This is a genomic window from Actinoallomurus sp. NPDC052274 (assembly GCF_040679475.1).
GTDB classification, from domain to species: Bacteria; Actinomycetota; Actinomycetes; order Streptosporangiales; family Streptosporangiaceae; genus Actinoallomurus; species Actinoallomurus liliacearum.
Map to the genome: position 1 here is coordinate 37,686 of NZ_JBFAUT010000013.1, position 23,917 is coordinate 61,602.

General features: G+C 71.0%; 24 protein-coding genes. 9 read left to right on the plus strand and 15 right to left on the minus strand.

Going from position 1 to position 23,917, the window contains the following annotated elements; genetic code table 11:
* Positions 1 to 87 precede the first annotated feature (87 nt).
* Positions 88 to 918: an ABC transporter substrate-binding protein gene (locus AB0K82_RS14020; protein ID WP_364396439.1), complete on the minus strand. Its 831-nt coding sequence runs from the start codon at positions 916 to 918 to the stop codon at positions 88 to 90.
* 329 nt (positions 919 to 1,247) lie between these two features.
* On the opposite strand from AB0K82_RS14020, the gene AB0K82_RS14025 reads away from it, so the two are divergent.
* From AB0K82_RS14025 to AB0K82_RS14040, 4 genes are all read left to right on the plus strand, one after another.
* Complete coding sequence (locus AB0K82_RS14025; RefSeq protein WP_364396442.1) at positions 1,248 to 2,432, plus strand: NADP-dependent malic enzyme; 1,185 nt, start codon at positions 1,248 to 1,250, stop codon at positions 2,430 to 2,432.
* A 146-nt stretch (positions 2,433 to 2,578) separates the two neighbouring features.
* Positions 2,579 to 2,893 carry a DUF6364 family protein gene (locus tag AB0K82_RS14030; protein ID WP_364396445.1) on the plus strand — a complete coding sequence of 105 codons (315 nt, stop codon included), beginning with the start codon at positions 2,579 to 2,581 and terminating at the stop codon, positions 2,891 to 2,893.
* The gene (locus AB0K82_RS14035) at positions 2,847 to 3,275 is read left to right on the plus strand and encodes a type II toxin-antitoxin system VapC family toxin (protein ID WP_364396448.1); all 429 of its coding nucleotides are present in this window, start codon (positions 2,847 to 2,849) and stop codon (positions 3,273 to 3,275) included. Before AB0K82_RS14030 ends, AB0K82_RS14035 begins: the two co-directional genes overlap by 47 nt.
* A gap of 32 nt (positions 3,276 to 3,307) precedes the next feature.
* Positions 3,308 to 4,276 carry a zinc-binding dehydrogenase gene (locus AB0K82_RS14040; RefSeq protein ID WP_364396451.1) on the plus strand — a complete coding sequence of 323 codons (969 nt, stop codon included), beginning with the start codon at positions 3,308 to 3,310 and terminating at the stop codon, positions 4,274 to 4,276.
* Positions 4,277 to 4,297: 21 nt separating this feature from the next.
* Here the strand turns inward: AB0K82_RS14040 and AB0K82_RS14045 are convergent, their stop codons facing one another.
* The 5 genes from AB0K82_RS14045 to AB0K82_RS14065 all read right to left on the minus strand — a co-directional run bounded on the left by AB0K82_RS14045 (position 4,298) and on the right by AB0K82_RS14065 (position 11,211).
* Positions 4,298 to 5,014, minus strand: coding sequence for a PadR family transcriptional regulator (locus tag AB0K82_RS14045; protein WP_364396454.1), 717 nt, complete (start codon positions 5,012 to 5,014; stop codon positions 4,298 to 4,300).
* 16 nt (positions 5,015 to 5,030) lie between these two features.
* Complete coding sequence (locus tag AB0K82_RS14050) at positions 5,031 to 5,858, minus strand: DUF4097 family beta strand repeat-containing protein (RefSeq protein ID WP_364396457.1); 828 nt, start codon at positions 5,856 to 5,858, stop codon at positions 5,031 to 5,033.
* A gap of 173 nt (positions 5,859 to 6,031) precedes the next feature.
* Positions 6,032 to 6,211, minus strand: a complete 180-nt coding sequence (locus AB0K82_RS14055) for a DUF6104 family protein (protein ID WP_252775676.1) — start codon at positions 6,209 to 6,211, stop codon at positions 6,032 to 6,034.
* Between the two features lie 93 nt (positions 6,212 to 6,304).
* Positions 6,305 to 9,985 (minus strand): multifunctional oxoglutarate decarboxylase/oxoglutarate dehydrogenase thiamine pyrophosphate-binding subunit/dihydrolipoyllysine-residue succinyltransferase subunit, encoded by a 3,681-nt coding sequence (locus tag AB0K82_RS14060; RefSeq protein WP_364396460.1) that lies wholly within the window; start codon positions 9,983 to 9,985, stop codon positions 6,305 to 6,307.
* Between the two features lie 185 nt (positions 9,986 to 10,170).
* The gene (locus tag AB0K82_RS14065; RefSeq protein WP_364396463.1) at positions 10,171 to 11,211 is read right to left on the minus strand and encodes a serpin family protein; all 1,041 of its coding nucleotides are present in this window, start codon (positions 11,209 to 11,211) and stop codon (positions 10,171 to 10,173) included.
* Positions 11,212 to 11,336: 125 nt separating this feature from the next.
* On the opposite strand from AB0K82_RS14065, the gene AB0K82_RS14070 reads away from it, so the two are divergent.
* Together AB0K82_RS14070 and AB0K82_RS14075 are read left to right on the plus strand one after the other, a co-directional pair.
* Entirely contained in the window at positions 11,337 to 12,002 is a 666-nt protein-coding gene (locus AB0K82_RS14070) for a DedA family protein (RefSeq protein WP_364396466.1), read from the plus strand.
* A gap of 302 nt (positions 12,003 to 12,304) precedes the next feature.
* Positions 12,305 to 13,204, plus strand: a complete 900-nt coding sequence (locus AB0K82_RS14075; RefSeq protein WP_364396469.1) for an SDR family oxidoreductase — start codon at positions 12,305 to 12,307, stop codon at positions 13,202 to 13,204.
* A gap of 96 nt (positions 13,205 to 13,300) precedes the next feature.
* Here the strand turns inward: AB0K82_RS14075 and AB0K82_RS14080 are convergent, their stop codons facing one another.
* Positions 13,301 to 13,972 (minus strand): cupin domain-containing protein, encoded by a 672-nt coding sequence (locus AB0K82_RS14080; RefSeq protein WP_364396471.1) that lies wholly within the window; start codon positions 13,970 to 13,972, stop codon positions 13,301 to 13,303.
* Between the two features lie 132 nt (positions 13,973 to 14,104).
* Here AB0K82_RS14080 and AB0K82_RS14085 point away from each other — a divergent pair, with 132 nt between their 5' ends.
* Positions 14,105 to 14,701, plus strand: coding sequence for a DUF1707 domain-containing protein (locus AB0K82_RS14085; RefSeq protein ID WP_364396474.1), 597 nt, complete (start codon positions 14,105 to 14,107; stop codon positions 14,699 to 14,701).
* A 212-nt stretch (positions 14,702 to 14,913) separates the two neighbouring features.
* The gene (locus AB0K82_RS14090) at positions 14,914 to 15,654 is read left to right on the plus strand and encodes a L,D-transpeptidase family protein (protein WP_364396477.1); all 741 of its coding nucleotides are present in this window, start codon (positions 14,914 to 14,916) and stop codon (positions 15,652 to 15,654) included.
* A gap of 52 nt (positions 15,655 to 15,706) precedes the next feature.
* Here AB0K82_RS14090 and AB0K82_RS14095 read toward each other — a convergent pair whose 3' ends face one another.
* Positions 15,707 to 16,093: an SCO5389 family protein gene (locus tag AB0K82_RS14095; RefSeq protein WP_364396480.1), complete on the minus strand. Its 387-nt coding sequence runs from the start codon at positions 16,091 to 16,093 to the stop codon at positions 15,707 to 15,709.
* A 223-nt stretch (positions 16,094 to 16,316) separates the two neighbouring features.
* Here AB0K82_RS14095 and AB0K82_RS14100 point away from each other — a divergent pair, with 223 nt between their 5' ends.
* On the plus strand, positions 16,317 to 19,124 hold the full coding sequence (locus AB0K82_RS14100; RefSeq protein WP_364396483.1) for a hypothetical protein: 2,808 nt from the start codon (positions 16,317 to 16,319) through the stop codon (positions 19,122 to 19,124).
* A 91-nt stretch (positions 19,125 to 19,215) separates the two neighbouring features.
* Here the strand turns inward: AB0K82_RS14100 and AB0K82_RS14105 are convergent, their stop codons facing one another.
* The 7 genes from AB0K82_RS14105 to AB0K82_RS14135 all read right to left on the minus strand — a co-directional run bounded on the left by AB0K82_RS14105 (position 19,216) and on the right by AB0K82_RS14135 (position 23,897).
* Positions 19,216 to 19,392 carry a hypothetical protein gene (locus tag AB0K82_RS14105; protein WP_364396485.1) on the minus strand — a complete coding sequence of 59 codons (177 nt, stop codon included), beginning with the start codon at positions 19,390 to 19,392 and terminating at the stop codon, positions 19,216 to 19,218.
* A gap of 275 nt (positions 19,393 to 19,667) precedes the next feature.
* Positions 19,668 to 20,753, minus strand: a complete 1,086-nt coding sequence (locus AB0K82_RS14110) for a Zn-dependent alcohol dehydrogenase (protein WP_364396488.1) — start codon at positions 20,751 to 20,753, stop codon at positions 19,668 to 19,670.
* 99 nt (positions 20,754 to 20,852) lie between these two features.
* Positions 20,853 to 21,044 carry a ferredoxin gene (locus AB0K82_RS14115; protein WP_364396491.1) on the minus strand — a complete coding sequence of 64 codons (192 nt, stop codon included), beginning with the start codon at positions 21,042 to 21,044 and terminating at the stop codon, positions 20,853 to 20,855.
* Positions 21,045 to 21,054: 10 nt separating this feature from the next.
* Positions 21,055 to 21,507: a pyridoxamine 5'-phosphate oxidase family protein gene (locus AB0K82_RS14120; RefSeq protein ID WP_364396494.1), complete on the minus strand. Its 453-nt coding sequence runs from the start codon at positions 21,505 to 21,507 to the stop codon at positions 21,055 to 21,057.
* Positions 21,508 to 21,668: 161 nt separating this feature from the next.
* On the minus strand, positions 21,669 to 22,058 hold the full coding sequence (gene rbsD / locus AB0K82_RS14125) for a D-ribose pyranase (protein WP_364396497.1): 390 nt from the start codon (positions 22,056 to 22,058) through the stop codon (positions 21,669 to 21,671).
* A 1-nt stretch (position 22,059) separates the two neighbouring features.
* A complete protein-coding gene (locus AB0K82_RS14130; RefSeq protein WP_364396500.1) occupies positions 22,060 to 22,944 on the minus strand; it encodes a ribokinase in 885 nt (294 codons plus the stop codon).
* A complete protein-coding gene (locus tag AB0K82_RS14135; protein ID WP_364396503.1) occupies positions 22,944 to 23,897 on the minus strand; it encodes a substrate-binding domain-containing protein in 954 nt (317 codons plus the stop codon). The genes AB0K82_RS14130 and AB0K82_RS14135 overlap by 1 nt, the downstream gene beginning before the upstream one ends.
* Between the last annotated feature and the right edge of the window lie 20 nt (positions 23,898 to 23,917).

The following is a 23,917-nucleotide window of genomic DNA, read 5'->3' on the forward strand; positions in this document are numbered from 1 at the left end:
GCCCGACATCTTGGCGCAACCCTGTCCGAAGTGCGATTACTGCCGTGAAACAATCCCACAACAGCCGATGATCTTGGTACTGGGCCGTCAGACTCCGGCGTTGATCCGTGGCTCGCGGACGGCTCCTGCGGAGATGCCCCACTTGTCGGTGAGCTGCCGGTACGTACCGTCGCTGATCAGGTCCTTCATCGCCTTGAAGACCGCGTCCCGCAGGTTGTCGTGGTGCTTGGGGATGGCGATCCCGTACAGCGCGGTGCCGTACGGCTGCCCCGACAGTTCGAAGCGGTCGGCGGCCTGCTTCGCGCCGTAGACCGCCGAGGGCGCGTCGGCGAGCACCCCGTCGGCGTGCCCCTTGGCGAGGGCGGTGTTGGCGGCGGCCTGGTCGTCGAACGAGAGACGGACGGGCACCGGCCGGCCGGCGTTCCGGCACGCGCTCAGCCGCGAACCGGCGTTGGGCTTGGCCGGGCTGGGGGCGGTGAGCTCGTCTTCCTGTGTGGTGCCCCGCTCCACGGCGATCCGGCGGCCGCACAGGGACGGGCCGTCCGGCTGTAGCCGTTTCGGATTGCCCTTCCGGACCAGCAGCATCGTGCCCGCGGACAGGTATGTGACGAAATCGAGCTGGCTCTCCCTTTCGCGGGTGTCAGTGAACGACGAGAGGCTGATGTCGTACTTGCCCTCGCTGAGCGCGGGCATGATCGACTCGAATTTCACGTCCTGGAACTCCACTTTGACGCCCAGTTTCCGGGCGATGGCGGTGCCCAGGTCGATGTCGAAGCCCACGATCTGCTCGCCCTGCTTGAACTCGTTGGGCGGGTACAGGGCGTCGGTCGCGATGACGATCTTGTCCGCCTTCCTGACGCGGCCGAGGGCGCTGGCCGGGTCGGCGTTCTCGCAGGCCGCGAGCGCGGGGGCCGTCATGAGTGCGGTGAGGCCCGCCGCGATCAGGCGGCGGACGAAGGGACGGGGACGCAGTGCTCCTCCTCGGGGCGGAGGTGGGTACGTACGGGGGAGTCAGACGACATCTTGGCCTACTCCCGCCCGGATGGTGATCAACAATGACACGAATGGATAACGGGCGATGCCGTGACCCGCCCGTTGCGCCCCCCTGACTGGAGGCCGCCTCGGCGTGTGGGACAATTGGTCGACGGGTGACCCCCGTACGCACATCGAGAGACGGCCGCGCTGTCCATTGACCCGGAGGCAAATGCGGTCGTCTGCCCGTATTTCCACTAGTAGCAGGGGTCGCTGTGGCCGTTGAGCCTGTCGAACCACACAATTACGATGCTGATCCGGCCTTCGCGTTGCACCGCGGAGGCAAACTCGAGGTCCGTTCGACCGTCCCGGTCCGGGACAACGACGACCTCGCCCTCGCCTACACTCCCGGCGTCGCGCGCGTGTGCTCCGCGATCGCCGAGCGCCCGGAGCTCTCCTACGACTACACCTGGACCTCCAAGGTCGTGGCCGTCATCACCGACGGCACCGCCGTGCTCGGTCTCGGCGACATCGGCCCGGCCGCGGCCATGCCGGTGATGGAGGGCAAGTCGCTGCTGTTCAAGGAGTTCGCCGGGGTCGACTCCGTGCCCATCTGCCTCGACTGCACCGACACCGACGAGCTCGTCGAGACGATCACCCGGCTCGCACCGAGCTTCGGCGGCATCAACCTGGAGGACATCAGCGCGCCGCGCTGCTTCGAGATCGAGGACCGGCTGCGGGCGGCCCTCGACATCCCGGTCTTCCACGACGACCAGCACGGCACCGCGATCGTGGCGCTCGCCGCGCTGCGCAACGCCTCGCGCCTCACCGGGAAGCCGCTGGCGAAGATGCGCGCGGTCGTGGCCGGAGCCGGCGCGTCCGGGGTGGCCGTGTCCCGCATCCTGCTGAACGCCGGGATCGGCGACATCGCCCTCTCCGACAGCAAGGGCCTGATCCACGAGGGCCGTGAGGGGCTGAACCCGATCAAGCAGGCGCTCGCCCGCGAGACCAACCGCGCCGGGCTGCAGGGCTCGACCGAGGACGCCCTGCACGGCGCGGACGTCTTCATCGGCCTGTCCGGCGCGACCATCCCGGAGGACTGCCTCGACGTGATGGCCGAGGACGCCATCGTGTTCGCGCTCTCCAACCCGGAGCCGGAGATCCACCCGGAGATCGCCCGGCGGCACGCCCGGGTGGTCGCGACCGGGCGGAGCGACTTCCCCAACCAGATCAACAACGTGCTGGCGTTCCCCGGGGTGTTCCGCGGGGCCCTCGACGTCCGCGCGCACACGATCACGGAGGGGATGAAGCTCGCGGCGGCCGGCGCGCTGGCCGACGTGGTCGGCGACGACCTGTCCGAGGACTACGTCATCCCCAGCCCGTTCGACGAACGCGTCGCGCCCGCCGTCACCCAGGCGGTCGCCGACCAGGCCCGCAAGGACGGCGTCGCCCGCCTCTGACCCCCGGACGCACCGCCGCGGCCCGCGCACCTCACCAGGCGCGCGGGCCGCGGCATGTTCTACGCGATGGTGACCGCGCACGGTAATCACCGTGAAACCGGTTGTGATCATTGACATCTTTATGTCACGCTGCCGACACTGAAGGCATGCGGAGGACCACGGTGCGGATCGACGATCAGCTACTCGCGGACGCCAAGGCGTTCGCGGCTCAGCATGGCCGAAGTCTCAACTCAGTCGTGGAGGACGCCTTGCGTCAGATGCTGAACCGGACGGAAGCAGCCGGCGCGCGGCCAAGGGTCGAGCTACCGGTCTGCGGCGAAGAGGGTGGCCGGCCTCTCGTCGACGTCAGCCCAGAGGGCCTCAAGCGGCTCCTTCTCGACGAGGACATCGAACGGTACCGAAAGGTAGAGCGTGATGAGGCTGCTCGACGTGAACGTGCTGGTCAACGCCCACCGGCGTGAGGCGGTCGATCACAAGGCATATCGGGCATTCGTCGATGATCTCGTGCACGGGGACGAGGCTTACGCGGTCTCGGATTTCGTCATCAACGGATTCGTGCGGGTGGTGACCAATCGGCGAGTCTGGGGACCGCCGAGCTCGATCGAAGAGGCGTTGCGCTTTGGTGAGGTCATGCGGAACCAGCCACACGCCGTCGTGATCGCTCCGGGTCCGCGTTTCTGGGGCATCTTCAGTCGGCTGTGCCGGCAGATCGATGCCAAGGCCAACCTCGTGCCGGACGCCTACCTGGCGGCCCTGGCCATCGAGCACGGATGCGAATTCGTGACGGCTGATCGGGATTTCGTTCGCTTCCCGGGGTTGCGGTGGCGGCATCCCCTCAACTGATCGGTCGGAAGTCACCGGGTTAGGCTGCGGGCATGTTCGCCGTCACCGCCGCACGCATCGATGCCGACAATCCGCTGAACGGGCTGGAGCTGGGGGAGCGTCCCGATCCCACGGTTCCCGAGGGCTGGACGACCGTCACCGTCAAGGCGGCCGCGCTCAACCATCACGACGTCTGGACGCTCCGCGGCGTCGGGATCCGGGAGGACCGGCTGCCGATCGTCCTGGGCTGCGACGCGGCCGGTGTCGACGAGGACGGCAACGAGGTGATCGTGCACTCGGTCATCGGCGATCCGGAGCGGGGCGGGGGCGACGAGACGCTCGATCCGAAGCGCTCGCTGCTGTCGGAGTCCTACGACGGGACCTTCGCGGAGAAGGTCGCCGTGCCGCGCCGCAACCTGGTGCCCAAACCGGCCTCGATCTCGTTCGAGGAGGCGGCCTGCCTGCCGACCGCGTGGCTCACCGCGTACCGGATGCTGTTCGACAAGGCCGGGTTGCAGCCGGGCTCGACCATCCTGGTCCAGGGGGCGGGCGGCGGGGTCGCCACCGCGCTGATCGCGTTGGGCGCGGCCGCCGGGTACCGCGTCTGGGCGACCAGCCGGACCGAGGACAAGCGCAAGCGGGCCCTCGAACTGGGCGCCGACCAGGTCTTCGAGTCCGGCGCGCGGTTGCCCGAGCGGGTCGACGCGGTCATGGAGACCGTCGGCCAGGCCACCTGGTCGCACTCGCTGAAGTCGCTGCGTCCCGGTGGCCGGATCGTCGTGTCCGGCGCCACCAGCGGCCAGGTGCCGCCGGCCGAGCTGAGCCGCGTGTTCTTCCTGCAGTTGTCGGTGGTCGGCTCCACGATGGGCACCCGGGATCAGCTCGTCCGGCTGGCGCGCTTCCTCGACAAGACGGGCGTGCGCCCGCGGATCGACCGTGCGATCCCGCTGCGGCAGGCCCGCGACGGCTTCGCCGCGATGATCGACGGCGACGTCTTCGGGAAGATCGTCTTCACGGCCTGACCGGCGCCGGCCGGCGCGCGGTCAGCCCTTGCCCAGGATCTCCGTGCGCAGCCGCTCGGACGTCTCGGCGAGGAGCGCACGGGCCGCGGTGACCTGCTCCTCGTCGACGCCGTCCCGCGCCGCGGTGCGGATGTCGTCGACGAACTTGCGCAGCGCCCGGTCGAGCTTGACGCGGACCGCGTCCTCCTGCGTGCCGGTGGCGGTGGCCCAGGCGTCGTCCCAGGTGGTCCGCCATTCTTCCTGCAGCGCGCGCTTGTGCTCCTTCCACTGCGCCTTCTGCCGCTGCCACTCGTCCTTCTGCCGACGCGTCGTCTCCTTCAGGTTCTGCGCCGCGCCGACCGGGTTCTGCCGGCGCATCTCCCGGGCGGCCTGGGTGAGTTCCTCGCGCAGCGACCGCACGGTGTCGCGTACGTCCTCCTGGACCTCGCGGGCGATGTCGCGTACGGACTCGGTGAGCTCCTCCTCCAGCTCCGCGAGCTCGTCCATCCGGCGCTCCAGCTCGGCGCGGCCCGCGTCGGTGAGGCGGTAGACCTTCTTGCCCTGCACGACCTCGTGGGTGACCAGGCCCTCCTCCTCGAGCCGGGCCAGCCGCGGGTAGATGGTGCCGGGGGAGGGGGAGTAGACGCCGAGGAAACGGTCCTGGAGCAGCCGGATGACCTCATAGCCGTGTCGCGGGCTCTCCTCGAGCATCTTCAGCAGGTACAACCGCAGCCGACCATGCCCGAACACTGGACTCATTACTCGCTCTCCCTTCTCACTCGCTCGCCGATCGCGTCAGTTCCTCTGGATCCGGTCGGCTGAGCAGTGTGATCGCACCGGAGACCGAGTTGACCGTGAGGGACGCATCGCCGTCGCCGAGCGTACCGCTCACGTACTTGCCCACCGGGCGGTCCGGCCGCGTGCGCGTCAGCTCGACGAAGGCCGCGTCGACGCGGCCGGTCATGGAGTTGAGCGACACCTTGGCGGAGCTGGATTCGGGCAGCCGCATGGTGACCTCGCCGGAGACGGTGCTCACCTGGGCGCGGCTGCCGGTGCGCAGGTCGACGTCGGTGGTGACCTTCCCGGCGACCGAATGGGCGGTCAGCCGGTCGAGGCTGCCGCCGGCGAGGGAGAGGCTCCCGGAGACGGAGTTGAAGGTGACCGAGCCCGCGAGCCCCTGTGCCTCGATGTCCCCCGTAGCGGTGTTGGCGTCGATCGACCCGGTCACGCCGTCGAGGGTGACGTCGCCCGAGGCGGTCTTGACGGACACCCGTCCGGCCAGGCCGGTGACGATCGCGTTCGCGGTGCCGAGGTTGAGGGTGACCGGGCAGTCGGGCGGAACGGTGATCGTCACGCTGACCCGGCCCCGGGTGTTCTGCAGCCACTTGAGGACGCCGTCCCAGCCGGCGCTCTTGTGGTTGAGGTTGAGCATCCCGGCCTCGTGCACGATCTCGAGAGGTTGTCCGGAGATCTCGCCGACCTGGAGGGTGGGTCGCTCGTCGCTCGGCAGGATCGAGATGGTTCCTGCCACGATATTGGCCTTGATGGCCACCACGCCGTCGAAGTCGAGTTTCGTCGGCTCATCCACGGTCCAGCGCGCCACGGCACGATTCCCTTCCGTCGGGAGGCTTCGCTGTTAACAAGATATGTCGTGTTATGCGAAAGTCAAGATGTATCGTGTGACATCGCCGGGAAGGCGGGCGAGGATCTACGACCCGACGAGGGGACCGGCCTGACCGCCGTCCCGCAGCCCGCCGCCGCGAGACGGCCGACGGGTCAGTCGTCGTCCTCGTCACCCAGCCGGGCCAGCCAGGTGGCGAGCCGCTCGACCGGGGTCTCGAACTCGGGGTTCAGATCGACGAACTCCCGTAGCCGGTCGGCCAGCCAGACGAAGGAGACCTCCTCCTCGCCCCGGCGGTCGGCGAGTTCCTCGATCCCCCGATCCGTGAAGTACATGGCAATCGTTCTCTTTCGCTGTCGTTCGTGCCCTGCGAGCGGAACGGCGCTCCACACGTGACCGTGTGGAGCGCCGTGCGCCGGATGTGACCGCTACTCGCTGAAGACCGCGGCCACCAGGCCCTGCTGCTCCAGAGCGTGCATCTTGGCGGACCCGACGGCGGGCGAGGAACTCGCCCGGCGGGACACCCGCTTGAGCTCCCGGCCCTCCAGGTGCGGCGGCAGCTTCAGCGCCATGAAGGGCCACGCCCCCATGTTGGCGGGCTCATCCTGCGCCCAGACCAGCTCGGCGTCGGCCGGGTACTTCGCCAGCTCGGCCTTGATCTCGTCCACGGGCAGCGGGTAGAGCCGCTCGACGCGGACCAGCGCGACCGACGTGTCACCGGACTTCTCCCGAGCGGCGGCCAGGTCGTAGTACAGCTTGCCGGTCGTGAGCACGACGCGGCGGACCTGGCCGAGCTGCTTCGGGTCACTGATCACCGGCTGGAAGGAGCCGGAGGTGAAGTCGGCCGTGGCCGAGGTGGCGGCCTTCAGCCGGAGCATCGACTTCGGTGTGAAGACGATCAGCGGCTTCTCCCGTGGCGACAGGGCCTGCCAGCGCAGCAGGTGGAAGTAGTTCGCCGGGGTGCTCGGCTGCGCCACCGTCATGTTGTCCTCGGCGCACAGCTGCAGGTAGCGCTCGATGCGCGCGGAGGAGTGGTCCGGCCCCTGGCCCTCGTAGCCGTGCGGAAGCAGCAGGACGACGCTGGAGCGCTGGCCCCACTTCTGCTCGCCGGAGGAGATGTACTCGTCCAGGATCGACTGCGCGCCGTTGGCGAAGTCGCCGAACTGCGCCTCCCAGCAGACCAGCGCGTCCGGGCGGGTCATCGAGTAGCCGTATTCGAAGCCCATCGCGGCGTACTCGCTGAGCAGCGAGTCGTGCACGTAGAACTTCGAGGTGCCCTTGCCGAACTGCTTGAGCGGGGTGTGCTCCTCGCCGGTCCTGCGGTCGAAGACCACGGCGTGCCGCTGGCCGAAGGTGCCGCGCCGGCTGTCCTGGCCGACGAGCCGCACCGGGCGGCCGTCGATCAGCAGCGAGCCGAACGCGAACATCTCACCGGTCGCCCAGTCGATCGCGTCCTCTTCCACCATCTGCGCGCGCTTGGCCAGCAGGGGCTGGACGCGCGGGTGCGGCGTGAAGCCCTCCGGCAGGTTGAGCTGGGTGTCCACGATCCGCTTGATCGTCTCGTCGGAGACGGCGGTCGGGACGCCCGCGTGGTCCACCGGGATGCGCTCGACGTCGGGCTTGGTGAAGCCCGCGGGCGGCTGCTGCTTGGTGGCCTCCCGGGTCTCGCTGAACGCCCGCTCCAGCTGCTGCTGGTAGTCGCGCAGCGCCTGCTCGGCCTCTTCGACGGTGATGTCGCCGCGACCGATCAGCGCCTCGGTGTAGAGCTTGCGGACCGACCGCTTGGCGTCGATGAGGTCGTACATCAGCGGCTGCGTGAACGACGGGTTGTCACTCTCGTTGTGACCCCGCCGCCGGTAGCAGATCATGTCGATGACGACGTCCTTGTTGAACGCCTGGCGGTACTCGAACGCGAACCGGGCCACCCGCGCGCACGCCTCGGGGTCGTCCCCGTTGACGTGGAAGATCGGCGCCTGGATCATCCGGGCCACGTCGGTGGCGTACACGCTGGAGCGGGAGTACTCCGGCGCCGTCGTGAAGCCGACCTGGTTGTTCACGATGATGTGCACGGTGCCGCCGGTGCGGTAGCCGCGCAGCTGGGACAGGTTGAGGGTCTCGGCCACGACGCCCTGCCCGGCGAACGCCGCGTCGCCGTGGATGAGGATCGGCATCACGGTGAAGCCGCCCTCGCCGACGTCGCGCAGGTCCTGCTTGGCGCGGACGACGCCCTCGGCGACCGGGTCGACGGTCTCCAGGTGGCTCGGGTTGGCCACCAGCGAGGTACGGATCTTCGAGCCGTCGCGGGCGACGAAGTCGCCGTCGGCGCCCAGGTGGTACTTCACGTCGCCGGAGCCCTGCGCGCTGCGCGGGTCGAGGTTGCCCTCGAACTCGCCGAAGATCTGGCCGTAGGACTTGCCGACGATGTTGGCGAGGACGTTCAGCCGGCCGCGGTGGGCCATGCCGATGACGACCTCGTCGAGGTGGTCCTGCGCCGCCGCGGTGATCACCGAGTCGAGCAGCGGGATCAGCGACTCGCCGCCCTCGAGCGAGAACCGCTTCTGCCCGACGAACTTCGTCTGCAGGAAGGTCTCGAACGCCTCGGCGGTGTTGAGCCGGCCGAGGATGTGCAGCTGCTCCTCGCGGTCGGGCTTGTCGTGGGGGACCTCGACCTTGCCCTGGATCCAGGCCCGCTCGCCGGGGTCCTGGATGTGCATGTACTCGATGCCGACGGTCCGGCAGTAGGAGTTGCGCAGCACGCCGAGGATGTCGCGCAGCTTCATCGTCGGCTTGCCGCCGAAGCCGCCGGTCGCGAACTCGCGCTCGAGATCCCAGAGCGTCAGCCCGTGCTTGAGGACGTCGAGGTCGGGGTGCCGGCGCTGGGTGTACTCCAGCGGGTCGGTGTCGGCCATGAGGTGGCCGCGCACCCGGTAGGCGTGGATCAGCTCGTGCACCCGGGCGACCTTGGCGACGTCGTCCTCGTGCGTGGCGCTGATGTCCTGCACCCAGCGGACCGGCTCGTACGGTATCCGCAGCGCCTCGAAGATCTCGTCGTAGAACTCGTCCTCGCCGAGCAGTAGCCGGTGGACCATCCGCAGGAAGTCACCCGACTGGGCGCCCTGGATGATGCGGTGGTCGTACGTCGAGGTCAGCGTCATGACCTTGCTGATGCCGAGCCGGGCGAGCGCCTCCTCGGAGGTGCCGGCGTACTCGGCGGGGTACTCCATGGCGCCGACGCCGATGATCGAGCCCTGGCCGGGCATGAGCCGCGGCACGGAGTGGACGGTGCCGATCGTGCCCGGGTTGGTGAGGCTGATCGTCGTCCCGGCGTAGTCGTCGATCGTCAGCTTGTTGGCCCGCGCCTTGCGCACGAGCTCCTCGTACGCCGCCCAGAACTGGCGGAAGTCGAGCGTCTCGGCGGCCTTGATGTTCGGCACGACGAGCTGCCGCTGCCCGTCGTCCTTCTTCAGGTCGATCGCGAGGCCGAAGTTGACGTGCTCCGGCTTGATCAGCGTCGGCTTGCCGTCGACCTCGGCGTACGAGGCGTTCATCTCCGGCATCGCCTGCAGCGCCCGGACGATGGCATAGCCGATGAGGTGGGTGAAGGAGACCTTGCCGCCCCGGCCGCGCTTCAGGTGGTTGTTGACGACGATGCGGTTGTCGATCAGCAGCTTGGCCGGGACCGCGCGGACGCTCGTCGCGGTCGGCACGGCCAGGCTGGCCTCCATGTTGGTGACCGTGCGGGCGGCGACGCCGCGCAGTCGCACCTCTTCCGCGCCGCCGGGCACCTGGGGGGCGGGGGCGGGCTTCTTCGCGGGCGCCGGCTTGGCGGCCTCGGCGGGCTTCGCCGTGGTGGCCGGCGCGGCGGGTGTCTGCTTCGGAGTGGGAGCCGTGGGGGTGGGCGGTGTCGTCGGGGGCGCCGCGCCGTCGGCGCCGGAGGGCGCCTTGGCCGGGCGATCCGGCTGGTAGTCGGCGAAGAAGTTCCACCACGCTCGGTCAACCGAGTTGGGGTCTTCCAGGTACTTTTGGTAAAGCTCGTCGACCAGCCACTCGTTGGGACCGAAGTCGGGAGTGTTCAGGTCGGCGGAGGATCGCGACGACTGGGTCGACACGGCGGCGATCGCCCTCTTCCGCGGCTCGCAGGTGGATCAGTAACCTTGACAAGGCTACCGGCCTAAGGGCCTCGGCGGGGCAAAGCTCCGGGACGGGCCGGTGATCTCCGCCAAAACGGACGTGTGCTTTGGGCGAGATGAGGGTAAAAACTAAGTTTTGGCCCGGCTCCTGTGTGATTTCGATCTCATAGGTCGGTGATCCGGGCGGCGAAGTAGATCGCCTCGGTGCTGGGATGGCGGACCAGCACGAGGAACGGCCGATCGACCCGGAACTCCACGGGACGCCCGGGAGTGAACGCCGACAGCGTCATCACCACGGCCGTCGCGGCCGCCCCCTCGAAGCCCGCCTCGTCCACGTCCAGCACGGCCTTGTGCTCGATCCGGTCGAGGTGGACCGGCTCCGCGGACATCCCGGACAGGTCGGCGTCGCTGGTGAAGGCGGTCCCGGCGTCCAGCGAGTCGAGCGTCTCGCCCAGGCTGACCCGGCTCTCCACGCGGAACCGGGGAAGGGACAGCGCCACGCTGACGTGCCGTGCCGAGTCGCGCAGCCGCCGGAGGAGGCCCGGGCCGGGCGGCGCTCCGACGGGGTCCGGCCCGACGAGCACCTCGACCGCCACCTCGCCGTCGGCGGCCAGGGAGGCCATCCGCCAGCCGTCGGCCTCGGCGTACGCCATCCGCCCGGTCCGCCGCATCATCGGCACCCGCTTCCGCCCGCGTACGCCGTGGAACGGCTCCGGCCGGGTGTCCCGCTCGGCGAACGGGCTGCGCCAGGCGGCCTTCAGGTACAGGGCGTTGGCGATGACGGCGGCGGTCCGCCGGTCGACCGATCCGGGCGGCAGCAGGTCCCGGATGAGCTCTTCGGTGACCTTCGCCACCTCGGCGTTGACGACCCGGCGCGCGGCGTCCGGGTCACCGGCGAAGTCGGCGACGCGGAACGCGGCCCCGGGAAGGTCCGCGATCGCCTGCCGGTAGGCGTCCTTCACGGGGAGCCCCGCGCGGGCCCACAGGACGTTGGCCACACGGATCTCGGCGTCGCCGGGCGCGGCGGCTCCGGCGAGCCGGAGCCGCTCCGGTGGCGCGCCGAGCACTCGCGTCAGCTCCTCCCGGGTCCGGCCGCGCGCGCCCGCGGCGACCAGCGCCAGCGCCGACGCCACGGAGTACGGCGACCACACGAGATTCGCCTCCGCCGGCAACCGGCCGTGCAGCGTCATGAGGAAGTCGTCCACGGTGTGCCACCTTCCCTACTGATCCAAAGTAATGACCCGCTCTCCCACCTCAGAACGATTCACGGGTGGACCAGGGCTCATACGATGACGAGGTGCCGACCCCGAAACTGGGATGTTGATCGCCTGTGGGCTCCATCACGCATGCTCTCCTCGACCTTCATGGTCCGGTCATCTACGGCGTCGTCGCGGCGCTCGTCTTCGCCGAGGCGGCGCTGTTCTTCGGCTTCGTCTTCCCGGGGGAGACCGCCATCGTCGTGGCCGGCGTGCTGGCCAGCCAGCACCGGGTCTCGCTTCCCGTCCTGCTGGTGGTCATCGTGCTGGCGGCGGTCGTCGGCGACTCGGTCGGCTACGAGATCGGCCGCCGCTACGGTGACCGGCTGCTGGGCATGCGGACGCTGCACAAGCACCGCCCGAAGGTGGACAAGGCACACGCCCTGCTGCGCCGGCGCGGTGCCTCCGCCGTCTTCATCGGCCGCTTCACCGCGCTGCTCCGCGCGCTCATGCCCGCGCTGTGCGGCAGCGCCAAGATGCCGTACGGCAGGTTCCTGGCGTTCAACGCGCTCGGCGGGATCACCTGGGGGGTCGGCTTCACGCTCGGCGGCTTCCTGGTCGGCACCGCCTTCGAGCAGGTGGCCCAGTGGGCCGGCCGGGTGCTGGCGATCGCGGTGGCCGCCATCGCGATCGTGGCGTTCGTCGTCTGGTCGGTGCGCCGCAAGCGTCGGGAGAACGCGCCGGAGGCGGAGCCCGCCTCGGCCGACGAGCCGGAGCCGGTGCCCGACCGCGCCCCCTGACCGGCCGCGACGTCGCGCGCTCAGGCCGCCGGAGATCGGCGCCCGTACCGTGACGATGATCACCATGCGCGTCCGACCTCGGCTGGAACGTCTGGGTCTCCGGCTGCTCGCACTGCGGCTGACCTGGCGCGGACCGGTCTGACGCGGACGCGGAACGGCCCGCGATCCGAGAACGGCCCGCGGGCCGACGCCTTTCCGTGACTTCGGGCGTCCCCGACCGAGCGGGATTCGGTCGGGTGTTGGACACTGGGGTCACGGTGGACCCAGGTTCACGAGCTCAGGTCGCGAGGAGGGTGCGGAGAATGGCGGAACTGCGGTTCGACGGACGGGTGGCGATCGTCACCGGAGCGGGCCAGGGCCTCGGGCGGCAGCACGCGCTCGAACTGGCCGCGCGCGGCGCGAAGGTCGTCGTCAACGACCTCGGCGGCGCCCTCGACGGCACCGGTGCCTCCACCGGTCCGGCGGCGGAGGTGGTCGCCGAGATCACGAAGAACGGCGGGGAGGCCGTCGCCAGCACCGACAACGTGGCCACCACGGAGGGCGCGGAGGCGATCGTACGGACCGCGCTGGACGCGTTCGGCCGCGTGGACATCGTCGTGAACAACGCCGGCATCCTGCGGGACAAGTCGTTCAAGAACATGTCGCCGGAGGAGTTCGACCAGGTCATCGCCGTGCACCTGCGCGGATCCTTCCTCGTCACGCACGCCGCCTGGCCGCACCTGCGGGAGCAGGCGTACGGCCGGGTGGTCATGACGTCCTCGCCGGCGGGCCTGTTCGGCAACTTCGGCCAGGCGAACTACTCGGCGGCGAAGATGGGCCTCGTCGGCCTGACCAAGACGCTCGCGGCCGAGGGCGCCAAGTACAACATCAAGGTCAACGCCATCGCCCCGATCGCCTGGACCCGGATGACGGAGGACCTGTTCCCCGCCGAGTTCCAGGACCGGCTCAGCGTCGAGCACGTCACGCCGGTGGTCGCCTGGCTGGCCCATGAGAGCAACGAGAGCACCGGCGAGACCTACACGGTCGGCGGCGGCAAGGTCGCCCGCGTGTTCGTCGCCGAGGTCGCCGGCTTCACCAAGAAGGACGGGCTGAGCGTCGAGGACGTCCGCGACAACTGGCAGCAGGTCAACGCGGCGGAGCCGTACCTCGTCCCCAAGAACATCGGCGAGCAGACCACGGCGCTGTTCCAGGCCCTGCAGTAACGCCTCCGGGAGGCCCGGCCGCCCGCCTGATCCGCGCGCGTGCGGGCGGTCGCCCCCGCCGGATGATCGCCCCCGCCGGGCGGCGGCCCGGCCGGGTCAGATGGCCTGGAAGTCGGCGTAGTCGAAGCCGGGGGAGACCACGCAGCTGACCAGGACCTCCCGGTCCGAGGCGGGCCGGGCGGCCTGCCAGACCCCCGCGGGCACCAGCGCCTGCGGCCGCTGGCCGTTCTCGACGTCCGGGCCGACGATGACGGTCTCGGTCTGCCGGCCGGGCGTGTCGGCCTCGCCGCCGAAGATCAGCTCCAGCGGGCCTCCGCGGTGCCACAGCCACAGCTCGTCCGAGCGCACGGAGTGCCACATCGACTCCTCGCCCGGCCCGAGCAGGAAGTAGATGCCGGTCGCGGTCGGACGCTCGCCGCCGTGTGCCGCGACCGGCACGGTGGTCCGCCAGGTCTCGCGGAACCAGCCGCCCTCCGGGTGCGGCAACAGGTCGAGGGACTCGGCGACCGGCGGTCTGACCTCGAAGCCGGTGACCCTGCCGCCCGGGTTCCGGCGGCCGTACCGGATCTCCCGGACGATCTCGCGGTCGACCGCGCCGGGCAGCATCAGCCGCGGATGGTCGAAGACCAGCGCGATCACCTGTTCGTCGCCGAAGTGCTCGGTGGCCAGCGCGGCGGCGTCCTCCTCCGGTGCGTACGCGGCCGTCTCGCTGCGGAACGGCTCGTCCGGGTCCGCGCGCCACGCGTCGAGTGTCGTAAGTAGGAGCACCGTTCCACCGTAGTCCGGTGAGCCCTCCCGTCGGTGGACCCGGCCGGGCCGCGATCCGGTGTCACGGAAACAGGTCTCGGAGTTAGAGAGACATTAGGTTAAGATGCATCTCGACTTGAAAGGGGTCTGCCGATGGAGCCGTACCACGAGGCGACGCCGGGACGGCCGAGCATGCGCGCCTCCGACCAGGAACGCGACGAGACGGTGCAGCGGCTGCAGGTGGCCTTCGCGGAGGGGCGTCTCACCGACGGGGAGTTCGACGAGCGGATGCGCGGGGCGCTCTCCGCGCGGACCCACGGCGACCTGGCCGAACTGCTCGTCGACCTGCCGGCGGCCACCGCGCCCATCGCACCGGCCGCGTCGCGGCCGGCGGCGCCCGCGCACCTGCCGAAGCCGGGGCGCTACGCGGTGGCCTACAAGAACACCTTGCGGCAGGCCGGACGCTGGCGGGTGCCCGGGACCTACCGCGCGCTCGTCTACAAGGGCGGCGGCGTGATCGACCTGCGGGCCGCGGAGCTGACCGAGGCGCTCACCACGATCCTCGCCGTGGCCTACAAGTCGGATCTCCAGCTTCTCGTGCCGCCCGGCGTCCGGGTCGAGGCGAGCGGCTTCGGCGTCACGCGCGACGGCGACTGGACCGGTGACCTGGCCGCCGACGCGCCGGTCGTGCACATCCGGGGCTTCGCCTACAAGGGCCGGGTCGACGTCCGGACCATGCCTCGACGCTGAGTCCCGGCGCACGCCCCTGACCGGCGGCCGGGCGCGCGACGTTCGACCGCCCGTCTGGGATGACGTCCGCGCGCCGGTCTTTCCGGTCGGCGGCGGTGACATCTCCCACAGCACCCGAACGAACCTTTGCGGTGGCAAAAGCATCGTAATGATCGGCCGCATGAGGTAAAACAGGTTGGCTCGTGCAATCTGTCAATGTTTGGGAGAGCTGTATGCGAATGAGCCTGGGGAAGGCCGCCGCCATCGGGACGTTGTCGGCAATGGCCCTCGTCCCGGCTGTGGCCGCCCCCGCGACGGCGTTCGCCGCCGCCGCCACATCCCCCGTGCAGGCGCAGGCCAACCCGACGCTCCATTACGGTGACAAGGGCGCGGCGGTCACGCGTCTGCAGCAGCGCCTGGTCGCCCTGCGCTACGACCCGGGGACGGTCGACGGGCAGTACGGCAGCCAGACCCGGTTCGCGGTGTGGGCGTTCCAGAAGGCCCAGGGAATGCACCCGAACCAGTCGGCGCCGGTCGGTTCGAAGACCTGGGCCGCGCTGGCGCACCCGAAGGTCCCGAAGGCCCTCGTCAAGGGCGGCGCCGCGAACCGCGCCGAGGTGGACCTGACCCACCAGCTGCTCTACATCTACAAGAGCGGCAAACTGGTCCTCATCAGCCACATCTCCAGCGGCCGGGCGTACTACTACCAGAACGGCCGCAAGATCAACGCGCGGACGCCGACCGGCAACTACTACGTGTACCGGAAGGCCAAGGGCTGGGAGACCGGCCCGCTCGGCAAGCTCTACAAGGCCAACTACTTCCACGGCGGCTACGCCATCCACGGCGAGCCCGAGGTGCCGCTGTACCCGGCCTCGCACGGCTGCGTGCGGACGCCGATGCACACGGCGGACATCGTCGCCAAGCTGCTGCCGCTGAACACCAAGGTCTACCTGCGGGGCAAGGCGCCGGCCTGAGCACCCTGAGACGGAGCCGTACGCGTGGGCGTACGGCTCCGTTTCGCCTTTCTCAGCAGTCCACGAGTTCGGGCCGCTGATTCAGGATCTGGGCGCGCGGGGTGACGAACTCGCGGTACGCCTCATCGGCCTCCGGGCGGAACACCGCGAGCTTGTGGCAGTTCTGGAACGCCAGGCGGACGCCGTAATGGCGTTCCAGCGCTCCGCGCATCGCGTCGCTGGCCAGCATGCGCAGCAGCTGGCCACGGGCGGCCTCATCGGGGGGCGGCACCTCATTGGCCGTGAAGTCGGTGCCGCCCGCCCGGAGTTCGCCGATCAGCCCCTCGACGACCTGCCAGGCGTACGGCAGGGACGTGCGGATGCACTCGACGAAGGCCGCGTCGTCGAGTTCGTCCCGCTGAGCGCGGTCGAGGAGCTCGGGGGAAACGGTCAGGGACATGTCACCACCTCCGGAAGGGGACGCTAGGCAGGCCCTGCCGGGAACGTCTATGGCTCAACGGTGACGACAGCCTCCGCGCGGTCGCCGACGGAAGGGAACGGGCCGGTGACGCGCCGTCCACGACCGGGAGAACGAAGCCGGGACGGCCTCATCTGCGCCCCCTTTCGGGCCGAATAGCGGTTTGATAGGTCCTTGCACGAACGGTCTTTGACAAGAGGTGAGCGTGACCACGACCGGAAGCGGAGCGCCCCCCGGGGAGCCTTTCGGCGGCAGTGCCGTCCGCCCGACCCAGAAGAACCCCAGGCGTTCCGGCCGCGACGAGCGCCGCCGGATCAGCGAACGGCTCGCGGAGGCGGCGGACGAGGCCTCGGACGGCCGCCGAGTCCCCGGGGTGCCGAACTCCTCGCCCTGGCAGCGGTCCAACGCGGTCTGGCACCGCGCCGGGATCGACTGGAGCCGCGCCGAGCCGGAGCGCCGCCCGTCGACCGCGCCCAGCGTCCCCGTGGCGGTCAGTGCCGCGGCGTACCCGGGCCCCGCGAGCCCCACGAGCACCGCGCCGCGACCCACGGCCCCGGCCCCGGCGCCGGTCGCCTCCTCCGTCGTCGCTCCCGCCGCGGCCGCTCCCGTCGCGGCGCCTCCCACGGCTCCTCCCACGGTTCCACCGGGCGGTGCGGCGGACGACGAGCCGTGGACGCCGCCGAAGCGGGCCCGCGGCCTGCCGTCGGTGCCGCTCCGGCCCGTCGCCATCGCCGCCGCGGTCGTCGTCGTCCTCGGTGGGGGCACCTACGCCCTGTTCGGCACGGGTGGTGACGAGCCGAAGAAGCCGTCGGCTCCCGTGCCCGTGGCCGCCGACCGTCTGTTCGCCCCGGACCCGGCGGCCAAGACGAGCGGCCGGTCGCACGCGCTGACCGCCGTGGCCGGGGCCGGTAACTCCGTCGTGGCGATCGGCTCGGAGCAGGGCGGCGTCTATTCGCGCGCGCAGTTCCTGACCTCCGCCGACGGCGGCCGCTCCTGGCGGGTCGCGTCGGTGCGCGGGGCCGACGGCGGCGACCCGCCGCCGGGGGAGTACCCGCAGCTGATCGCCGGGAACACCGGCGGGTGGGCGGCGCTGGGCCTCACCACGGCGGGCGCGGTCTCGTGGACGAGCCGCGACGGCCGGTCCTGGACGCGCGCGGCGATCGTCGGCGCGTTCGGTCCGGGCGACAAGGTCAGCCGTCTCGTCCGCACCGGTTCGGGGTTCGTCGCGGTCGGGTCGGCCACGGTGAAGGGCGGCACTCAGGGGATCGTCTGGACGTCCCGTGACGGCCGCTCCTGGACACGCGTGGGCCCGGAGCAGCTCACGCCGCAGGGGGGCGGCGTGCCGATCCGCGTCTCCTCGGCCGCGGCGTACGGCGAAACGGTGGTCGCCGAAGGGACGCTGCGGACCACCGTGACGGTCACCAAGAAGGTCAAGAAGAAGAAGCGGAAGGTCACGCAGACGGTCGACCGGGAGGCCGTCTGGCGGTCGCCCGACTCCGGGCGCAGTTGGGCGCCGGTGACGATCGCGCAGGCCCAGGGGTCGTCCGGCAACGTCGTCGCACTCGTGGGGACCCGCTCGGGGCTGTTCGCCGCCCGTGAGGGATCGCAGACCACCGGGTCGAAGAAGCACCGCCGGACGACGTCCTTCGCGGTCATCTTCGGCTCCGCCGACGGGCAGACCTGGGCGCCGCTGGGCCGGCTCGGCATGGCCGGCTACTCGCGCCTGAGCGCGCTGCGCGGCGCCGACACCGGCCTGGCCGCCCTCGTGCCGGTGGGCGGCGGCAAGACGGCCGTGCTGACCAGCGCGGACGGCAAGAGCTGGCAGCACGCTGGGGACGTTCCGCCGGGCCGGGACCTCACCGACGTCGCGCCGGCGACGGCCGGCGCGGTGGTCACCGGACGGCTCGGCGCGACCGACGCGTACCTCACCGTCACCGGGGCGGGCGACGTGAACCTCGGCGCGATTCCGGGCGCGGTGCACCCCGAGTTGACGCTCACCGGCGTGGTCGCCGACGCCGGCCGCGTCATGGCGGTCGGCAGTTCGAACGGCGACGCCGCGCTGTGGACCTCGCCGAACGGCTCGGCGTGGACCCGCGCGACGCTTCCGGCCGGGACGCCTCCCCGGCAACTCGCCGACGTGGTGCACGGGGCCGCGGGCTGGCTCGCGGTCGGGCGCGCGGGTGACCGCCCGCTGACCCTGATGTCCGCGGACGGCGGCTCCTGGCAGGCCGTGCCGGGCGGGAAGGTGTTCGTCGGATCGGGCCTCACTCCGGTGGCGGCCACCGCGAACGCCGGCGCGTACGTCATCGTGGGCCGGCGCGGCGACAGCGCCGCGGCCTGGTACTCCACGGACCTGAAGACCTGGGCCGGGGCCGGCGACGCGGCAAAGGGCGACCTGGAGGGGTCCGCGGACGCCCCCAGGTGGACGGCCGACGTCACGGCGGGGTCGGCCGGGTTCGTCGCGGTCGGCGGCCAGACGAGGAACAAGACGGCCCAGCCGGCGATCTGGACCTCCCCGGACGGGAAGAAGTGGACCCTGTCCGCGAGCGCGCCGGCGCTCCCGCAGGGGGCCACCGCCGGCTCGCTGACCTCGGTCGTGGCGCGTGGCGGGGCGCTGGTCGCGACCGGCGTGACCGGCGCGGCGGGCGTGACCGGCCCGCCTGCGGCGGGCGCTCCGGGCTCGGCGGTCTTCGCCGCGGTCTCGGCGGACGGCGGGCGGACGTGGCAGCCCGTCTCCCTGCCCGGGGCCGGGCAGGGCACGGCGGTGACAGCGGTGACGGCGACGGCGCACGGCTTCGTCCTCGCCGGTACGACGGGCTCCGACGTGGTGCTGTGGACCTCGCCGGACGGCCGTACCTGGCGGGCGTCGCGGCCGCACGGTCTGGGGCTGGACGGGCTCGGCACCCAGCGGCTCGCCGGGCTCACCGTCGTGGGCGGCACGCTGGTGGGCGTCGGTTTCACCGGAGACGCGTCCGGCGACGTGCCCACCCTTTGGCGCACCCCTATTCCCTAAGCCGAGCTGACCGGAAAGTCGATCCGGTCGGATGAGAACGCCATTGCGGCCGCCCTTGTCGGGAGGGCGGCCGCAATGGCGTTCCGGGGCGTCAGCTGATGTGCAGGTCGACGCCGAGGAGAATGAGGATCCAGAGGAAGATCGCCAGTACGGCGCTGAGGACCCGCTTGAGCAGGCCGACCGTGATGTAGTCGTGGTCCCAGGCCACGAAGATCCCGATCAATATGTAAATCAGGCCGACGAAGCTGATGCCGCCCCTTATTCGCATTGGAGCCTCCTGGTTCCGAGCTGAACGCCCGCCAGATGCCCGATATGCGGCAAATAAAACTTTCGCTGCTTGACGTTCGCCGGAAAAGTGTGTAGCGAATTCGCCACTCGCAGCGATGAAGCAGGTGGGTCACCGCGAAAGGGTGACCGGCGTCCCGGTCCGGGACACCTCATCACGGCGCGACCCGCGCTCCCCTCACTGGGTCAGGGAGTCACGGGTCGCGGCGGGGCGGCCGGCGGCCGGGCAGCGCCCGCCGGCCGCCCTCGGACCCGTCCCTAGTCGAACACCACGACCTGGCGGATCGCGTCGCCGCGCCGCAGGGTCGCCATCGCGTCGTTGAGGTCCTCGAACCGGATGCGCCGGGTGATCAGGCCCTCGAGGTCCAGCTTCCCGCTGCGCCACAGGTCGACGAAGATCGGGATGTCGCGCTTGAGGTCGCTCCCGCCGTACAGCGACGACTTGAGGTTCTTGCCCTCGAACAGAAGGGAGAAGGCGCTCATCTGGAAGTTGTCGTCCACGGCTCCCGCGCCGACCACGATGACGTCGCCGCCGCGCCGGGTCGCCTTCCAGGCGGTCTCGATGGCCGCCGCCTTGCCGACGACCTCGAAGACGTAGTCGAAGTTCTGGCCGCCGGTCAGCAGGCCGCTGACCTCCTGCAGGTCGTCGAGCGTGGCCGTGTGGGTGGCGCCGAACTGCTTGGCGATCGGGTGCTTGGCCTCGTTCGGGTCGACCGCCAGGATGGTGGCCGCGCCGGCGATCCGGGCGCCCTGGATCACCGACAGGCCGACGCCGCCCGCGCCGACGACGGCGACCTTCGAGCCGGGCCGTACCTTCGCGGTGTTGAACACCGCGCCGACACCGGTCGGGATGCCGCAGCCCAGCAGCGCGGCGTACTCGAACGGCACGTCCTCGGCCACCTTGACGACGCCCTGCCACGGCACGACGAGCTCCTCGGCCCAGGTGCCGCACCCGGCCATGCCGTACGCCGGGGCGTCGCCGCCCAGGCGGAACCTCGGGTCGCCGAACGTCTGCGCGATGAACGTCATGCACAGGTACGGCTCGCCGCGGACGCATTCGGCGCACGTGCCGCAGTCCGGCGTCCAGTTGATGACGACGTGGTCGCCGGGGCCGACGTTGGTGACGTGCTCGCCCACCTCGACGACCTCGCCCGCGCCCTCGTGCCCGATGACACAGGGGATCGGCATCGGCAGCACGCCCGTCAGGACGGACAGGTCGGAGTGGCAGACGCCGGTCGCCCGGACCTTCACCTTCACCTGATCGGGTCCGGTCTCGGTGGTCGTGGCGTCGTCGCGCAGCTCGACCTCTTGGTCGCCGACCTGACGTAGGACCGCGGCTCGCACCGTGCACACCTCCATGGCAGGGCCGACGGGAGCGCCGGCCGAGGATGCGGCGCCCCGGGCGGGCGCCGGACGACGTGATGGCGCCGGGCGGCGCCGGGGCTACTCCTCCAGAGTCAGCGCGGCCTTGGGGCAGGAGCGTACGGCGTGGCGGACGCGGTCGAGCAGCTCGGCGGACGGGTGCGGCTCGACGATGTGCAGGACGTCATCGTCGTCGAGGTCGAACACCTCGGGCACCAGGCCCACGCACACGCCGTTGGCCTCGCAGACCAGCGGGTCGACTCGTACTTCCATGGCTCCTCGCTCAGGTGAGCTTGCGATGGTCCCAGGACGCGATGCCCGTCGGCTCGACGATGTACGCGTGCCGCTTGGCCGCAGTCTGGTCGACGAGTGAGGCGATGGCGTCATCGTCCTTCAGGTCCATCATCCGGCGGACCACTTCGCAGCCAACATACCGAATGTCGTTCGGTTCGGTAAGGGTCCGCGCCGTGCCGTACATCATCAGCCCGCGCAGCTCGAAGTAGTCCTCGCCCGTCTCGATGAGACAGGTCACCCGAGGATCGCGGCGCAGGTTGTGCGCCTTGCGTGAGGTGCGGTACGTCCAGAAGGCGATCTTGTCGTCGACCAGGCCGTAGAACATGGTCACGAGGTGCGGGGTGCCGTCGCGGTTGATGGTCGCGAGCTGCAGCTTCTTGCTCTCCTGCAGGAGCGCGGCGACCTCGTCGTCCGTCATCGCGACACGGGAACGCTGACTCACGCCAGAAAGTAGAACACGTTTCAGTAAGCGTGGGCAAGTGCGGGCGGGCGCGGCCGGAACCGGACGGCGCGGGGCGCCGCCGGCCCGGGCGGGGATCACCAGGCCGCGCCGGGCGGCCTGCGCAGGGGTCGGAAGGTCGCGCCGGGCGGCCTGCGCAGGGGTCAGAACGCCACGCCGCACCGGAGGATGACGTTCGCGAACGGCGTCGCCTCACCGGTCCGTACGACCAGCTTCACCGCGTGCGCGAGCAGCTTGAGCTCCTCGTGCGGGACGTACGTGAGGGCGGGCAGCCGGTCGTCGAGCAGGGCGTGGCACTCCGGGTTGCCGCCCACGACCTCCTCGGCCGCGACCGCGCCCTCGACGACCAGCTCGGTCAGGATCCCGTCCAGCACCTCGGCGAAGCCGGGGATGCCGAGCGTGAAGGCCAGGTCCACCACCTCGGCGCCGGCCGGGATCGGCATCCCGCTGTCGCAGATCAGCACCTGGTCGGTGTGGCCGAGCCGGGCCAGGGCGCCCGACAGGGCGCCGTTGAGGATTCCCCCGCGTTTCATGTCACATTTCCTCCAGATCGGCCGGCCGCGGGAACGAGCTCTGCGCGCCCGCGACGCGTACCGCTGCGGCGCCCACGCGCGCGGCGAAGCGCGCCGCCGTCGCCAGGTCGTCGCCCCGCGCCAGCCGCCAGGACAGCGCGCCGGTGAACGCGTCCCCGGCCCCCGTCGTGTCCACGGCCTCGACACGCGGGCTCGGGACCTCGACCACGCCGTCGCCGTCGGCGACGACCGCGCCGTCCGCGCCCTTGGTGATGACCACCGAGCGCGGCCCGCGCGCCAGCAGCCCGGCCGGGTCGCTCGCGCCGAGAAACGCGGCCTCGTGCTCGTTGACCACCAGGGGATCGCACAGCGCGAGCAGTTCGTCCGGGACGGCGGCGGGCGGCGACAGGTTGAAGACCACCCGCGCGCCGGCCCCCTCGGCGGCGCGCGCGGCGGCCAGTACCGCGTCGAGCGGCACCTCCATCTGCATCGAGACCACCGCCGCGGCCGCGAAGAGGGGCCCGGCCGCCGCCACGTCCTCCGCGGTCACGCGGCCGTTGGCGCCGGGGGAGACGATGATGCTGTTGTCCCCGTCGGGGCCCAACGTGATCAGCGCGACCCCGCTCGGGCCCGGCGTGGTGATCAGGTGGGTGATGTCCACGCCGTCGCCGCGCAGGGCGTCCCGCAGGAAGTCGCCCTGCCCGTCGGTTCCGGCGCGGCCGAGGAAGGCCACCCGGCCGCCCAGCCGGGCGGCGGCGACGGCCTGGTTGGCCCCCTTGCCGCCCGGGTACGTGGCCAGGTCCGAGCCCAGCACGGTCTCCCCGGCCGCCGGGCGCCGGTCGACGCGGACGACGAGGTCCGCGTTGACCGAGCCGACGACGAGGACGTCATAGGTCTTGTCCGGCATCAGGATCCATTCGTGAACTGAGCCACGTTGTCCTTCGTGGCCACCTTGACGGGGACCGCCACGGTAGCGTCGATCTTGTCGCCCTTCGCGGCCTTCACGGCGGCCTGGACGGCCATCTGGCCGAGGAGCACCGGCTGCTGCGCGACGTCGGCGGTCAGCGTGCCGGCCTGGATGGCCTTGAGCCCGTCGGGGGTGCCGTCGAAGCCGATGACCTTGATCTGCTTGCCGGCCTTCGCGCCCAGCGCCTTGATCGCGCCCAGCGCCATCTCGTCGTTGGCCGCGAACACCCCGGTGATGTCGGAGTGCGCCTGCACGATGTTGGTCATGACGTCCAGGCCCTTGGTCCGGTCGAAGTCGGCGGGCTGCTGGGCGACGACCTGGATGCCGGGGAACGCCTTGATGCCCTCCGTGAAGCCCTTCTGCCGGTCGTTGGCGGCCGACGTGCCCGCCGTGCCCTGCAGGACGGCGACCTTGCCCTTGCCGCCGAGCGCCTTGCCGAGCTCCTGGGCGGCCAGCTTGCCGCCGGCGACGTTGTCGGAGGCGACGGTCTGGGTGACGGTCGCGCCGTCGACGCCGCGGTCGGCGGCGACCACGGGGATCTTGGCGCGGTCGGCGGCCTTGGCGGCCGGTGCGGCGGCCGCGGAGTCGACCGGGTTCAGGATGATCGCCTTCATGTTCTGGCTGACGAAGTTCTGGACCTGGTTGACCTGCTGGGAGGCGTCGTTCTGGGCGTCCGTGGTGGTGATCTTGACGCCCTCCTTCTTCGCCTCGGCCTCGGCGCCCTGACGGAGCTGCACGAAGTACGGGTTGTTCAGCGTGGAGACGGACAGGCCGATCTTGATGTCGCCGCCACCGCCGCCGGAGGACGAACCGCTGTTGTTGTTGCAGGCCGTGAGGCCGAGGGCGAGGACCGCACCGGCGGCCGCGACCGCGGCCGGCTTGGTGAACTGCATGGTGGTGAGACCTTTCGATG